This window comes from Flavobacterium bernardetii (assembly GCF_011305415.1).
In the GTDB taxonomy this organism is placed as follows: domain Bacteria; phylum Bacteroidota; class Bacteroidia; order Flavobacteriales; family Flavobacteriaceae; genus Flavobacterium; species Flavobacterium bernardetii.
In genome coordinates this window covers 1-16417 of the sequence record NZ_JAANOQ010000007.1, presented here as the reverse complement: position 1 = coordinate 16417, position 16417 = coordinate 1, and the positions used below count along the sequence as shown (strand labels likewise).

The following is a 16417-nucleotide window of genomic DNA, read 5'->3' as shown; positions in this document are numbered from 1 at the left end:
ATTTCATTTTCTAAATTACTATATAAAGTACAAAAAAACTCCACTAGAAATTGTAACATTTTTTGCTTTTGAGCTACATATGTTTAGAATATTGATTTTTATGATACTATACATTCGTTTACTAAAAGAAAGTTTTGCTTTTGCGATTAATGCCTTGAGAAATAATAAATTACGAACGCTATTGTCTTTGTTAGGCGTTACGGTTGGTATTTTTTCTATTATTGCGGTTTTAGCAGCAGTTGATTCTTTGAAAAAAAATATTGTAGATAGTTTAGATGGTATGGATAAAAATACGATTTATGTTTTTAAATATTCTTTCGGGCCAACCGATGTTGAAGAATGGAAACGCGATCAATTTCCTCATGTAAAATATGAAGAATATCAATATTTACAGAAAAATATGGATGATATTGATAAGATATCCTTCAATTTTTTTACAGGTAATCAAACGATAAAATATGATGACAATACGGTGAATTCTATTCGTGTAAAGCCATCTACTAATGAATTTTTCGAAATCGAACCTTTTAAAGTCGAAAAAGGAAGACTTTTTAATGAAGCGGAATCCAATTCTGGAACCGCTGTTATAGTTATTGGAAGTGAAGTTGCTGAAGGTTTGTTCAAAGGAAATGAGCCTATTGGAAAACAAATTCGGTTATATGGTCAACGTTATACCGTAATTGGTGTGTTGAAAAAAATGGGAGAAAACACCTTTGGTGATTCCAATGATGTGGCAGTTTTTTTACCAGTGAATAATATTAGAAAATTATATGGAGACAATAGTGCTATTTTTACACCAGCGATTTTAATTAAGCCAAAAGCAGATGTTGATATTGAAGAGTTTAAGGCTGAAGTGGCTAATAAAATGAGAAATTTCAGAGGATTAAGAGCTGGTGAGATTAATAATTTTTTCGTAAATATTCTTTCAGGATTTACCGATTTTATTGATGATATTATGGGACAAATGAACATTGCCGGTTGGGGAATTAGTATTTTCTCGCTTTTAGTTGGTGGATTTGGAATTGCCAATATTATGTTTGTATCTGTTAAAGAAAGAACCAATTTAATTGGAATTCAGAAAGCTTTAGGAGCGAAAAATAAATTTATATTGTTTCAGTTTCTATTTGAAGCGGTAATTTTAGCAATGTTTGGTGGATTAATTGGAATTTTATTGGTTTGGATTATTGCTATGATATTAACAAGCGCATTAGATTTTGAATTTGTTTTGAGTACTTCAAATATAATTTTAGGTTCAAGTTTATCAATTGCAATTGGCTTAATCTCAGGAATTTTACCCGCAATTTCGGCTTCCAAGTTAGATCCTGTTGAAGCGATTCGTACTGGAATGTAAAATATTGATTTTATGTTGTATAAAATGAATTTTATACTATTTTTGTACTTCTAAACCCCTAGTTTAAATGTGCGGCATATCCGGTTTTATTAATAAAAATCTCCCTGAGAATAAAAAACAAATCTTGGTAAAAGGTTTGAGTGAACTACAAATACACCGTGGTCCTGATTATTCAGGAGAGTGGAATAAAGTAGCTAATGCTCATTTTTTTCACCAAAGACTGTCTTTAATTGATGGGAATAGTCGTTCCAATCAACCTTTTTTTAATGATGATTTCGTATTGTGTTTTAATGGAGAAATTTATAATTTCTTAGCCTTAAAACAACATTTGCCAACTGTAAATTTTACTACAACTTCAGATACTGAAGTGCTTTTTCAATATTTAATTCATTTCGGAATTGAAAAAACGCTTCGAGATATTAAAGGAATGTTTGCTTTTTCTTTTTATGATGTAAAAAAGAAAGAACTTTTTTTAGTTCGCGATCGTTTCGGAATAAAGCCCTTGTTTTTTGTAAATAATTCAGAAGTATTTGCCTTCGCTTCAGAATCGAGAACTTTAGCTAAAGGTTTGCAATTGAAACCGGATAGTTATAAAACAATGTTGTCTTTAAATAGTACTTTAGAAGGAAGTTCTTCTTATACTTTGTTTAATGAAATTGTTAACGTAGAGCCAGGAACTGTTGTTAAAATTGCTTCCAATTTAGAAATTTCAGAAGACTATTATTATAAACTATCAGATCAAGTTGATGCGAACTATCATAAAGATTTAGCTAAAAAACCAAAATCAGAAATTGTCAAAGAATTTGATGCGTTGTTGTCAAAATCTGTGGATGAAATGTTAGTTTCAGATTTTCCAATGGGTGCATTTGTGAGTGGTGGAATTGATTCTTCAGTTTTAACGGCAATGGCCAAAAAATCACAGCCTAATATTCAATTGTTTACTGCTGATATTGTTGGGAAACATTCAGAATATTCAGATTCATTAGCTTTAGCAAAACATTTAGATTTACCTTTACATAAAACAGAATTTCATCCCGAAGATTTTTTAAATCATTGGGTTACTGCAACAGAATATAATGCAGGACCAATTGTATATTTTACGAATGGTGTCCCGATTTCAAGAGTCGCGCATTTGGCAAGACAAAACGATGTAAAATCCGTAATTTGTGGTGAAGGATCTGATGAATTGTTTTTAGGTTATTCCAAATTGATGGCAGCTCGTTACAAAAAAGCATTATTGTTACCTCAAGAAATTTTAAAGAAATTTTACAAAATATATCCTGCTTTAAATAATTATTTATTTCCTTCAGAATCCTCAAATTTGGATAGTTTCAATGTTCGTTTAGCAAATGGTTATAAAAGCGAAATGTTGTACGAAGAAGGTTCAGAACTGTTTTCTTTCGTGTCAAAAAATGAGCAAAAGTATTATTTAGATTCTTTCGAAATGATGCAAAAACATTTACAAGCTTTATTGTATCGAAATGACAGAATGGGAATGATTTCTTCTATAGAAGTACGTTTTCCATTTTTACATGAAGATGTAGTGAAATTTGGTTTAAACTTACCTTTAGAATACAAAACACGTTGGACTACTCAATTACACAATAAAAAACATCCTTTTATTACTGATAAATGGATTGTGCGTGAAGTGGCTAAAAAATATTTACCTCAAAATTTAGTTGCCAAAAAGAAAAATGGTTTACCAATAGACGGATTAAATGGGGTGCGTTTTACAAAAGAATTTTTCAAAAACGGCTATGTGGTACAGCATTTACAATTAGATGATGCAACTTTAGATTATATGCTACAAAACGAAAATCCTTATTTTATTGGAAAACTAGCTTCGGTAGAATTGTTTGGTTTGTTGTATGACTTTAACGAATCACATCAAGAGATTCAACAAAAAATAGATAAGTTTTCTAAAATGAAAATATAAAAAAATCCCGATTTGAATTTCAAATCGGGATTTTTTTTATTAATTATTTCTTATAAATTATATTTTAAGCTAAAAATAACATAACGTGGTTGCACATAATAACTTGAAAAGTTAGTTGAACCACCTAAGGCATTAAAAGTATTGTCGTTTAATGAAGTGGTGTTCAATAAGTTTGTAGCGCTTAGTTTATATTCTAATTTGCTGTCTTTTTTCTGATACGATAATGATGCCGTTAAGAAATCATATTCGGTGTCAATAGTTTTAGCTTTATTCCTGTTATGGTAAAAACTATATTCAGATGTAAAAGAAAAGGCATCTAAAAAGAAATATTCTAAAGTTACTGAAGGATTATCTACATAATTCACTTGGTCTTGGAAATCGTTAATTGTGAAATCATAAGCCAATTCAATGTTAGGTAGGTTTTTTAAATTTGTTGAAAATCCGATGTCATAGTTTTGTGTAAATGATTCTGTGTTTTGAATGTATTCTGACTTGTCAAGATTCACACGAATGTTGTTGTTTTTACTCCAAGCAACACTTGCGCCTGCATTTGCTTTGAAATATCGGGCAAACGAACGACCATAATTAAACATTCCAGAAAGTGATTCGTTTGGAAAATTAGAATTCATATTGACTGAACTTGAAATCTGATTTACATTTAACGGCTCTATAAAAGCTTTGTTAGTAATAATGTCCGTTTGTTTTGTATATATTAAGTTAGCAAAAATATTTTCCATATTAAACATGCTAAACTTAAAGAAACGCAACGAATGAACTTGAGAAACAGAGTTTTCTAAGAATCGATTTCCACTATATAAACTGTTGTAGTTTGAAAACACATAGCCTTGAGAAAGTTTAACTATATCTGTAAAATTGTTAGTTAATGAGAAATTATAGGTTAATGATTGCGATTTTTTCATTTGCCATAACGCATAGAAATCTGGTAAAACTCTATTGAAACTCATTTTGTTTGAACTGTTCAATTGCGTATCGTTCGTGTTAAATTGGTGTAACGAAACTCCAGGATTTAAAGTAAATTTCCCAAATAACATTTTGTAATGTAAGCCAACAAAAGCATCGTTGAAAGCATAATCTACATCATTAGTATTAGAACTATCTGTTAAATTGTTTTGTGTTCCGTTATCTAAAATTTGGAACATACTAGAATTGAAATTTTGGTACGAATAAGTGTTTCCTATAGTAACATTAATATTACTTTTTGGGGTTACCATATAGTAATAATCAAACTTAGCATCTGTTTTATTTGTTTTTACAAATCTGTTTTGATTGACATCATTTCTTGTTTGAAAAGGAGTATAACCCACTAAAACAAAAGGTTGCGTTTGTAAATTAGCATTGTAAAATGGATCTTCTTGTTGAAATAAATTTTGTACTTCAAATGCAAATACATTTTTGTCATTTAACGTGTAATAGTAATTTAGGTTTTGACTTACAGATATTGGTTTTTGACTTTTTTCTGTAAAGATATTTCCTTGTAAATTTGAAATTACATTCTGACTTTCCAATTGGTCTGACGTTTTTAACAAAGCATCGTAATCTAAATGCATTTTTGCAGATGGCACATAACTTGAACTTAATTTAAACAAGCCTAACTTGGTTTTTTGTTTTGAATTATCTTGACGATTTTCTGTTACATTTATAGGTGTTCCGTTTGGTAATTTATCCGAACGATTGTAAATGTTATCCGTTTGTAAATCGGTTTTATTGTACGAATAAATTCCGAAACCACTAATTGTCCAAGCTTTTGATGGATTGTAAGAGAAGTTTGCAGCGCCAAATTTGGCATCAATGTTTTTAGCGCGATTGTTTCTCATTCCCATAATTCCCAAATCGTTAGAAGAAACCCCGAAATTAGAACCACCTTTTTTCATCATATTTTTAAAACCACCCGTAAACTTGAAATAGTCTTGCATGGTTAAAGGTAATTCACCAATATTGTTTAAATTACCAATTAAATTAACGCTGTATTTTGGGCTATAATAAAACAATTTTGGATTTAATATACTTCTGCCTTCGGTGTCGCCAACTCCAGCTCCAGCTAGCATATCACCAAACCAAAAATTCTTTTTACCTTCTTTTAGTTTGATATTAATGGCTACATTGTCTTCGTTATTTTCTAAGCCCTTTAAGTTAGAAACTTCATTGTAGTTTCTTAAAACTTGAATTTTATCTAACGCATCTGCAGGAATATTTTTAGTAGCAATTTTGGTGTCGCCATCAAAAAAATCTTTTCCTTCAACCATTACTTTTTGTACTTTTTTACCTTCAACCTCAATTTCACCATCTTTATTTACGGAAACTCCTGGCAATTTTTTTAGTACATCTTCTAATTTTTTCTCCGTTCCATTTGTAAACGAATCCGAATTATAAATAATGGTATCACCACTAATTCGAACAGGCATTTCTTTAACAATTTCAACTGTTTCAATGGTATTTGTACCCGTTAAAACAATATCGAAAGTCATGTTTTCTTTTGTGGTTGTGATTTTTCTCTCGAAAGGGGCATAACCAATATATCCGGCTTTAATGATGTATTCGGTATTGGCTTTTAAATTTAATGAGAATTCTCCTTTTTCACTAGTAATATTATAAGCGTCCATGGCTTTTGTAACTTGGTTTACTGCCATAACATTAGCTGTTTCTATAACTAAATTGTCGGAGTCTTTTAAGATTCCCGTTACTTTAACAGATTGTGCAGAAATTGAGCCTGAGATGAAAATGGCTAATAGTAAAATTATTTTTTTCATTTGATATTTAGAATTGTAATATAAATTTAAGTCGCCATAAGGCGACTTAGTTTTTCTTTTTTATGTGAAAATTATCTTCCCATTCTCATTTGCATTCCACCTTTTGATCCTGGACCGCCATTCATTTCACTCATTTCTTTCATTTTCTTAATCATAATGTCGTCAAATTCTTTTTGAGTTACTTTATCGCCACCAGTTGGAGCTTTAATCTCCATTTTGTCTTTCACGTTCATCACCAATTTAGAACACATAATAACTGTTTTTCCATCGTTAACTTCCATAATTAATCCTGGCAAACCCCAATATTCATCAGGACCTTGATTTACTGGAATTTCTGGGCAATACCAAGCTGTTACCGTAATTTCTTTAGGTAAATCTATTTCGTCGAAAAAGTTAGTTTTCTTTTCGTCTTTTTTTTCAGTAGGAGCGCTTTCGTCTTTCTTAATTTCTTCTGTTTTTACAGCTTCTTTTTTCTTTTCGTCTTTTTTTCTATAGTTTCTAAAATCAGATTTACTTGCCTCTTTCACAGCTGTTGCTTTAAAACAAGTGTAGTCTCCAATTTTTTTAGATTCTTCAGATAAAACCCATTTCAAATTTGGTAAAGAATCTTTAATTAAAAACTCTTTTCCAAAAACTTCTTTGTCTACAGTGTATTGTTTTTCTTTTACGTTTTTGTAATAAGTTCCGCCTCCGCCCATTAAGCTTGCCATCATTCTTCCACCTCCGTTTTGACCTGGAGCATCTAATTTTTCTTCTTCTTTATAAATAGATGATGATTTATCGAAATTTAGAACAAACGTTTTTTCAAACATTTTTTTCATTCTTTCCATAATTTGAGATTTCATTTCTGGAGTAATATCTTTGTTACCTTCGAAATTTTTCGCAAAATCTGCTGTAGAAGTCTTAGATTCATAAACAGCCATTCCTTGGAAATCCTTTTGTGCAGTTGCTATAAAAGTGGATAAACCCAATACAGCTAAAAATATTTTTTTCATTATTACGTGTTTTTTTGTTTCGATATCTATTTAGACAACAAAAACCTGAAATAGTTACATGCTAATTTGTTATTTTTGTGTTAATATTGAACTTATGAGAATCTTACTTCTGTTTCTTTTTACCACTTTTTGCTCTTCAGCTCAAAATATTTATTTTGAGAAAGTAGGAGTGAAGTCTGCAAATTATGAAGTTTTCTGGGGGAATGATATTTCTGGAAATAATTATTTTTCTTCAAGTAATAATTTGTACAAGATTAATGAAAAAGATACTTTAAATTATACAAATAATAAATTTGGAAAAATAACCGGCGTGGAAACGTTTAATATGTTGCAAACACTAGTTTTTTATAAACAAAATAACGCTTTTGTTTTGTTAGATGCTCAGTTTAACGAAATTAGTTCCACCATTTTTTCTGAAATTAATAGCGAAATTTTAAAACCAGCTTCCCAAAATGAATTGTGGTTTTATGATAGTTTAAGTCAGCAAATTGGGTTGTATAATTTAAATTCTAAAAATTATAAATTACTTTCAAATCCAATAAATAAAGCGATTAAGTATTCACATTCGGATTATAATTATTTATATTGGATTGATGGTGAAAACGGAATGTATTCCATTAATAAATTTGGAAAAATCGCAAGCCTTGGAAAAGTAAAGCCTTTTGAAAAAGTAATTTTTTCTGACAAAAGCGATTTATTTTATCTTTTTAACGATAAAATGTATTATTATTCCGTTGAAAATCAGATAGAATTGAATATTACAATTGATGAAAAAATGATTAAAAATTTCTTCTATAAGGATGGAATTTTGTCTATTTTTACCGACTATCAAATTAGTACCTATCAAATTAAAAAATAAAATATGCATATAGCTATTGCTGGAAATATTGGAGCTGGAAAAACTACATTAACCAAAATGTTGGCCAAACATTTTAAATGGGAAGCGCATTTTGAAGACGTTGATGATAATCCGTATTTAGACGATTTTTATCATTCAATGGAACGATGGAGTTTTAACTTGCAAATTTATTTCTTGAATAGTCGTTTCAGACAAATTTTGGAAATTAGAAAGACAGGTAAAAATACCATCCAAGATAGAACCATATATGAAGATGCTTTTATTTTTGCACCCAATTTGCATGCAATGGGTTTAATGACTAATAGAGATTATACCAATTATAAATTGCTTTTTGATTTGATGGAAGATTTGGTTGGTCCGCCAGATTTAATGATTTATTTACGAAGTTCTATTCCGAATTTAGTAAAACAAATTCATATGCGTGGTCGTGATTATGAAAACACCATTTCGATTGAATATTTGAGTCGATTAAATGAAAGATACGAAGCGTGGATTCAAACGTACGATAAAAGTAAATTAGTAATTATTGATGTTGACAATATAGATTACGTGAATAATCCAGAAGATTTAGGAGCTATTATTCAAAAAATAGATGCTGAAATAAACGGATTGTTTTAGTGTTTTAAATAAATAAAAAAAAAGCCTCAATTGAATTTTCAATTGAGGCTTTTTGGTAGGTACTATTTTGTGTTATTTTTTATCTAGTTCTGCAATTTTTGCATCAACTTCTGCATTTGTACCTTCAAAAACTTTAGTGTCAACGTTTTCTTTTCCATCAATTGTAGTTGTAATATTTACAGTTGCTTTCGTTTTTCCGCCTTTTAATTCTTCTCTTTTAATTTGAATTTTTTGAGATTCTTGTTTGGTTACAACTGCACTATTATCTTGGTGATGTTTATCGTAATCTGCATCGTGACCATGATTACAATTTTGACTATGAATATGCATATCTCCGGTATATTTGCCGTTTTCATCGTATTGTGACATACAGTTATCTTTACATTCTTGAGTACAACCATTTTCTTCACACATTTTAGCACATTCCTCTTTTGACATAGTAGCACATTTCGATAAATCACATTTACCTTCTTTGCAAACCATTTCCATTTTGTCTTTAGAGCAACAAGCTGCTTTTCCATTATCAGAATGTCCACTTCCTAAGATAGGAGCAATTACTAAACCAATTAAACACGTTAATTTAATTAAAATGTTCATTGATGGTCCAGATGTATCTTTAAATGGATCTCCAACCGTATCTCCGGTTACCGCAGCTTTGTGAGCGTCTGAACCTTTGTAAGTCATTTCACCATTAATCATAACTCCAGCTTCAAAAGATTTTTTAGCATTATCCCAAGCACCTCCGGCGTTGTTTTGGAAAACTGCCCAAAGCACTCCAGAAACAGTAACTCCAGCCATATAACCACCTAACATTTCAGCAATTAATTGGTTGTTGTCTCCATAAACTAGTTTCCCTAATAATACGATTGCGATTGGGAAACCGATAGTCATAATTCCTGGTAACATCATTTCGCGTAAAGCGGCTTTTGTAGAAATGTCTACACATTTTGCGTATTCTGGTTTTCCAGTTCCTTCCATAATTCCTGGAATTTCTTTAAACTGACGACGCACTTCGTAAACCATATCCATGGCTGCTTTTCCAACAGAATTCATCGCTAAAGCTGAGAATACTACTGGAATCATTCCACCCACAAATAACATCGCTAAAACGGGTGCTTTGAAAATATTAATTCCATCAATTCCAGTAAATGTTACGTATGCTGCGAATAAGGCTAATGAAGTTAACGCTGCAGAAGCAATAGCGAAACCTTTACCAGTTGCAGCTGTTGTGTTACCAACAGAATCTAAAATATCTGTACGTGTACGAACTTCTTTTGGTAATTCACTCATTTCAGCAATTCCACCAGCATTGTCAGAAATAGGTCCGAAAGCATCAATGGCTAATTGCATTGCTGTAGTTGCCATCATTGCTGATGCCGCTAAAGCCACACCATAAAATCCTGCTAAAGCATAAGTTGACCAAATGGCTGCAGCAAATAATAAAACCGTTGGGAAAGTAGAAATCATACCAGTTGCTAATCCAGCAATTACGTTTGTTCCTGCACCAGTTGACGATTTTTGTACAATGGCCATTACTGGATTTGTACCTAAACCTGTATAATATTCTGTAACTGAAGAAATAGCTCCACCAACAAATAAACCGATTAATGAAGCATAAAACACACGCATAGACGAAATATCTTTAATACCTTCACCAAAGAAATTCATTTTCATATCTGCTGGCAACATATATTTTATAAGAAAGAAACAACAAACAGCAGTTAATAAAATAGAAACCCAGTTTCCAATATTTAATGCTTTTTGTACTTGAGCTTCTTTTGCATCATCACTTGAAATTTTCACTAACATAGTTCCTATGATCGAGAATAAAATTCCGAAACCTGCGATAGCCATTGGTAATAAAATTGGACCAATTCCTCCGAAAACATCATCAATTTTTCCGTTCATATCTTTGATCACATAGTTTCCTAAAACCATTGCAGCTAAAACTGTTGCTACATACGAACCAAATAAATCGGCACCCATTCCTGCAACGTCTCCAACGTTATCACCCACATTGTCAGCAATAGTAGCAGGGTTACGAGGATCGTCTTCTGGAATTCCAGCTTCTACTTTACCCACTAAATCGGCACCAACATCGGCAGCTTTTGTGTAAATTCCACCACCAACTCTTGCGAATAAAGCAATAGATTCTGCACCAAGTGAGAAACCTGCTAATGTTTCTAGAACGATGGTCATGTCTTCTGTAGAAGTCCAAACCCCATTCATGAAATATCTAAAAAATACAATAAAAAATCCTGTTAAACCTAATACTGCTAAACCAGCAACTCCTAATCCCATTACTGTTCCACCACCAAAAGAAACTTTTAGAGCTTGTGGTAAACTAGTACGAGCGGCTTGCGTAGTGCGGACATTTGTTTTGGTTGCAATTTTCATCCCCATATTTCCTGCTAAAGCAGAAAAGAAAGCTCCAAAAATAAAGGCAACAACAATTAGCCAATGTGTAGTAGGTACAAAAAAAGAAATGGCTCCAAGAACTACACTTGCGCCAATAACAAAAAAGGTTAATAATCGGTATTCTGCTTTTAGGAAAGCTAATGCGCCTTCATAAATGTAATCTGAAATTTCTTTCATTTTTCCATCTCCAGCATCTTGTTTTAAAACCCAAGCACGTTTCATTGCCATAAAAAGCAATCCAATTATTGCCATTACAATAGGCAAATAGATCATAAAATTATTCATAATTTAGTAAATAGTTAATGGTTAATTTTAATTCGTTTTAACAAAAATAAACAAAAAAGGCAATTATCCTAATGATAATTGCCTTTTTTAATAAATTTATTGAAAGATTTCTATTTTATACTAAATAATCCTTCTGGTTTATTTTCAATTGCGTTAAAACGATCAACACATTCTTTGATGATATTACGGGCTTCATTTACATCTCCCCAACCTTCAACATCTACTTTTTTATTTTCTAAGTCTTTATAAACTTGGAAAAAGTGTTCAATTTCTTTAACTAAGTGCGGGTTAACATCACTTAAATCGTTTAAAGAATTCCAAATTGGGTCTGATACAGGAACACAGATTATTTTTTCATCTTGTCCTTTGTCATCTGCCATATGGAAAACACCAATTGGTTTTACTTCGATTACACAACCTGGGAAAGTTGGTTTAGTTACTAATACTAAAACATCTAAAGGGTCGCCATCTAAAGCTAATGTTTCAGGAATGAATCCGTAATCTGCTGGATACATCATTGAAGAGAATAACATTCTATCAAAACGCATTCTTTTTAAATCGAAATCATACTCATATTTGTTTCGGCTTCCTCTAGGAATTTCAACCAAAACATCAAACGTTGTTATTTTATCTGCTGTCATTTTCTTATTATTTTCGGGTGCAAAGGTAGTGAAAAAGTGAAAAGTGAAAAGTGAAAAGTGAAAAGTTTTTTTAAAAATTTTATCTATTTCTTTTTCTAAGATAGTGATGCCATAATAAATACGTCGCTAAGGAGCGAAATGGTTTCCAATTATCGGCGTGATTTTCCATTTCTTCTAGAGTTTCTGTTTGGAAAAGTTCGCGCATGGTGTGTTGTACTGCAATATCTCCAATTGGAAAAACATCTTTTTTTTGTAAACAAAACATCAAATACACTTGAGCGGTCCATTTGCCAATTCCCTTCAATTGGATTAATTCAGAATACACTTCTATTTCGGTTTTGGATTGAAAGCTTTCTAAATCAATTTTATTTTCTTCAATACAAAGTGCTAAGTTTTTGATATAACTTATTTTTTGTCGGGATACGCCACATGATTTTAGTTCTTCATCGGAAACATCTAACAATAATTTTGGTGTGAAACCATTTAAATACTTTTCAATCTTATCATAACAAGCTTTTGCCGAAGCAATTGAGACTTGTTGCTCTAAAATTAATTGCGAAAGTGCTACAAATCCAGATGGGCGAGTAGTGATAATAGGATGCCCATAAGTGTCAATAATTATTTGAAACTTAGGTTCGATTTGTAATATTTCTGGTAAATTAGAAAGCATTTTATGTTAAAAATAAAAACCAAAGCCTATTTTTATAGTGAATTTTCGTGCTTCAGGAATGTCGAAATAACTTCCGCGCCAAGCTGCATCTACACGCATTACTTTAAAAATATTACCAATTCCTGCAGAATACTCGTAATAACCATCAACAGGAGCAACATAATTTTGTCCAGAAGCATTGATTGCTCTATTTTGGTCTGAAACCGAACCATAGACAGCTTTCATGCCAATAATTTCTCTCCAATTTAACTTGCGTAATAATGGAATTCTTGAAAATAATTTTCCGTTGAAATTATGCTCTAAATGTAGCGAAGTGTATTGGTCGGCTACGAAATCGTAGTAATTTAATAAGTTATAAGTGTTATCGATTATGAAATACGATTGATTTCCTGGAATTATACCCATCAATGATAATGGAACAGTTCCGAAAGTTTTTCCAACTTCTAAAGTAGAGAATAATCGTCCAAATCCACCAATTAATAAAGGTTGGCGATAATATAATTGCAGTTTCGAATAGTTGAAATCGCTATCAAAAACCCCTTTTAAACCTTGAGAATAACTCACGAAAATTCGAGGATAATTTAAATCAACGTCAATTCTATCCACACCATAACCTACCATTTTGCGTTTTGGTGTATAGTTTACTAAGAAGTTAACTTCAGATTGTGTTATGTTATTTGATGTAGTAGTAAAAGTATTATCTGTAAAATAATCTAATTTAAATTCTGGTGAAGCTGAAGACAAGGTTCGATAAGAGAAACTACTTTCGAAAACTAAATTTTTTACAGGTTCAATTTCAAAACCTAAATTAGTAAGATTTACGTTGGTTAATTTGTTATTGGTTCCGCTTGAGAAAAAAGAAGATGAAGCAAAACTTCTGCCTAAAACATCATTTGAAGTGGTTAAGCTTACTCCAATTTGTTCTACATCTCGACGGTTTCCTAGCGAAACAATAAAACGATTTTTCTTATCCAGCATTACGCGTGCGTTAATTCCGTATTTGACTTTATCGTCTTTAAAACCATACGCGGTGTAACCTTGAATACGCCACGGATCGTTGGCTCCGAAATACGTTCTTCCGCCCAAGCGAACTCGCTGACCTTCTACATCATTATATCCTAAAGTTGAGAAAATTGGGCCGATGTCAAATTTTCCAACTTGAATATAGCCACTTCCTAAAATAGAAACTAAATTGTAGAAGCGCTTAATTTTCGGGATGGTTTTTAAGGTGTCAAGCATTTCATAAATGCCTTTTTCATTGGAATTTAAACTTTCAAAACGATTTTCCTCCCAATATTCATTGGTTTTGGTATATACTTCTTTGTCAAAATTATTTACATCCTCTCGATAGAATTTATCATCTTTTGGCTGATTGAATTCGTGGTTTTTGAACATCGTGGTTCGTTTTCCATACATTCCTTTGGAACCTTCTTTTTTTGTCATGGCAAAATCCGTCATCATATGATCACGTTTCAATAAGAAAACAGAATCGTTTAAAACATCAAATTCTTGCTCAATATAAATATCTCTAACCCAGTTAATGTTGGCGCTTTTGCTGGCTTCCATATTGATGCTTTTTATAGCATATGTAGAGTCGTTTACCCAAAAATCACCTTTAAAAGTCAATTCATTTTTTCTTCTCGGATAGTATACAATATTATAGCACCATTTTTTGTCAATAAAAGTACTATCTGCTAAAACGTAATTATAAACCTGAATTCCAGTTCTAGATAATGGACTCACGAAATCTTTATCGAAAAATTTTAAATAATTGTTATAAATATCATAATCCGCATATAGATCTTTTAAAAAGGCATTTACACCATCGTTGTTTGCATTTCCAAATCCTGAATATTTATTGGCTTGAATTACATCTTTTGATCTGTTTTTTGCATTATCACCATACACTTTGCTCATAGTTTCATTAATGAAAATAGGCAGGAAGTTTTTACCAGTTATGGCTGAAGTGTCAACGTGTTGAAAAATAAATTCTACATTTTTGAAAATTTTACCTTTCATAAATGTACTATCAATAGAGTTAAGGTCAAATTCAATTTTCTCATATTTATCGTATTGATAGTGATTAAATTGACGCAAGCCGTTTTTCTTTTTTCGTTCCCAAATTTTACGTAAAATATCTATTGCAGGATTATTTTTTTTGGATGTTTTTCCGCCATAAATTTTTACCTCTGCAATTTCATTGGAATTTTCTAAAACAATTTTTAGATCGTAATTATGTTCTCCAGTTAGTTCGATGTCTTTGTCTTTGTAGCCAACAAAAGAAACCGCTAAAGTAGTATAGGTTTTTTTAGATTCTAAATAGAATTTTCCATTTTCATCAGCAATAACTCCTTCAGCTGAATTTTTAAAAGCTACAGTTGCGTAGGATACGGGTTGTTTGGCATCGTCTAAAATCACACCGCTCACTTTTGTTTGAGAAAAAGCAAGGGTTGAAACTAAAAGTATAAAGGCAAATAGGTTTTTCATTATAATTATTTTAAAAAAAAATCCCGATAATAAATATCGGGATTCAAATATACTTTTTTTTAGATTGTTAGACAAATTGGAATTTTTAGATTTTTAGAATCTATTAAAGTCTAATTCTGTCAGTCTCTGAGCAGAGTCGAAATGTCTAAATTTTAAGAAATCTAATAATCTAAGCAGTCTAATTTTGTCTATTTATACATTACTTTTTTAACAGCTTTTACCACATCGTTACTGTTTGGTAACCATTCTTTTAATAAAGTTGGTGAATATGGAGCTGGTGTATCAGCAGTTGTGATACGTTGAATTGGTGCATCTAAATAATCGAAAGCACGTTCTTGAACCATATATGTAATTTCTGAAGCAACAGAGGCAAATGGCCAAGCTTCTTCTAAAACAACTAATCTATTCGTTTTTTTAACCGAATTAATAATGCAGTCATAATCCATTGGACGAACCGTTCTTAAATCGATAATTTCACAAGAAATACCTTCTTTAGCTAATTCTTCAGCTGCAGCGTAAGCTTCTTTAATGATTTTTCCGAAAGAAACAATAGTTACGTCTGTACCTTCACGTTTCACATCGGCAACACCTAAAGGAATAATATAATCTCCTTCTGGAACTTCACCTTTATCACCATACATTTGTTCAGATTCCATAAAAATAACTGGATCGTTATCTCTAATAGCAGCTTTTAATAAACCTTTTGCATCGTAAACATTACTAGGAACAACTACTTTTAAACCTGGAGTGTTAGCAAACCAATTTTCAAAAGCTTGTGAGTGAGTTGCTCCTAATTGTCCAGCAGAAGCTGTTGGTCCACGAAAAACCATTGGCATTGGAAACTGTCCAGCCGACATTTGACGCATTTTCGCCGCATTATTTATAATTTGATCAATTCCAACTAAAGAGAAGTTGAACGTCATGTATTCTACAATTGGACGACAACCGTTCATAGCTGAACCTACTGCAATACCTGCAAAACCAAGCTCTGCAATTGGAGTATCAATTACTCTTTTTGGTCCAAATTCATCTAGCATTCCTTTTGAAGCTTTGTAGGCTCCATTATATTCCGCAACTTCTTCACCCATTAAATACACAGATTCATCTCTGCGCATTTCTTCGCTCATTGCTTCACAAATTGCTTCTCTAAACTGTATTGTTCTCATAAATTAATTCTAAAACTTAGTGAAAGGCAAAAATAATAAAATTTAACGAGTACTATCATTATTATTTTTAAATAATTTCACGCAATCGATTTCTTTACTAATTTTATATCTTAAATAAACATAAAAACCTTAAGAATCATATCTCTACAATCTTGTCATGCTGACGTAAGGAAGCATCCCATAATCAAAGTCAATCCTTTTAATCCTTTCAATCTGCGTGCCT

At 31.6% G+C, this 16417-nt stretch carries 11 protein-coding genes; 4 read left to right on the top strand and 7 right to left on the bottom strand.

Annotation, left to right across the window (positions count from 1 at the left end; all coding sequences use genetic code 11):
- Positions 1–100: 100 nt before the first annotated feature.
- Together G6N05_RS12235 and asnB are read left to right on the top strand one after the other, a co-directional pair.
- Positions 101–1351 carry an ABC transporter permease gene (locus G6N05_RS12235; RefSeq protein WP_166129748.1) on the top strand — a complete coding sequence of 417 codons (1251 nt, stop codon included), beginning with the start codon at positions 101–103 and terminating at the stop codon, positions 1349–1351.
- 67 nt (positions 1352–1418) lie between these two features.
- The gene (gene asnB, locus G6N05_RS12230) at positions 1419–3287 is read left to right on the top strand and encodes an asparagine synthase (glutamine-hydrolyzing) (protein WP_166129745.1); all 1869 of its coding nucleotides are present in this window, start codon (positions 1419–1421) and stop codon (positions 3285–3287) included.
- A 50-nt stretch (positions 3288–3337) separates the two neighbouring features.
- On the opposite strand, the gene G6N05_RS12225 is transcribed toward asnB, so the two are convergent.
- The gene (locus G6N05_RS12225) at positions 3338–6055 is read right to left on the bottom strand and encodes a TonB-dependent receptor (RefSeq protein ID WP_166129740.1); all 2718 of its coding nucleotides are present in this window, start codon (positions 6053–6055) and stop codon (positions 3338–3340) included.
- A 71-nt stretch (positions 6056–6126) separates the two neighbouring features.
- Positions 6127–7050 (bottom strand): GLPGLI family protein, encoded by a 924-nt coding sequence (locus G6N05_RS12220; protein WP_166129737.1) that lies wholly within the window; start codon positions 7048–7050, stop codon positions 6127–6129.
- Between the two features lie 94 nt (positions 7051–7144).
- Here G6N05_RS12220 and G6N05_RS12215 point away from each other — a divergent pair, with 94 nt between their 5' ends.
- Complete coding sequence (locus G6N05_RS12215) at positions 7145–7909, top strand: hypothetical protein (RefSeq protein ID WP_166129734.1); 765 nt, start codon at positions 7145–7147, stop codon at positions 7907–7909.
- Positions 7910–7912: 3 nt separating this feature from the next.
- Positions 7913–8527, top strand: coding sequence for a deoxynucleoside kinase (locus G6N05_RS12210; RefSeq protein WP_166129730.1), 615 nt, complete (start codon positions 7913–7915; stop codon positions 8525–8527).
- A 72-nt stretch (positions 8528–8599) separates the two neighbouring features.
- Here G6N05_RS12210 and G6N05_RS12205 read toward each other — a convergent pair whose 3' ends face one another.
- From G6N05_RS12205 to G6N05_RS12185, 5 genes are all read right to left on the bottom strand, one after another.
- Positions 8600–11230: a sodium-translocating pyrophosphatase gene (locus G6N05_RS12205; protein WP_166129726.1), complete on the bottom strand. Its 2631-nt coding sequence runs from the start codon at positions 11228–11230 to the stop codon at positions 8600–8602.
- A 110-nt stretch (positions 11231–11340) separates the two neighbouring features.
- Positions 11341–11871 (bottom strand): inorganic diphosphatase, encoded by a 531-nt coding sequence (locus tag G6N05_RS12200; protein ID WP_166129723.1) that lies wholly within the window; start codon positions 11869–11871, stop codon positions 11341–11343.
- A 79-nt stretch (positions 11872–11950) separates the two neighbouring features.
- Complete coding sequence (locus G6N05_RS12195; protein WP_166129720.1) at positions 11951–12541, bottom strand: DNA-3-methyladenine glycosylase family protein; 591 nt, start codon at positions 12539–12541, stop codon at positions 11951–11953.
- A 6-nt stretch (positions 12542–12547) separates the two neighbouring features.
- The gene (locus G6N05_RS12190) at positions 12548–15028 is read right to left on the bottom strand and encodes a DUF5686 family protein (RefSeq protein WP_166129716.1); all 2481 of its coding nucleotides are present in this window, start codon (positions 15026–15028) and stop codon (positions 12548–12550) included.
- Positions 15029–15216: 188 nt separating this feature from the next.
- Positions 15217–16194, bottom strand: a complete 978-nt coding sequence (locus G6N05_RS12185; RefSeq protein WP_091310144.1) for a pyruvate dehydrogenase complex E1 component subunit beta — start codon at positions 16192–16194, stop codon at positions 15217–15219.
- Positions 16195–16417 lie beyond the last annotated feature (223 nt).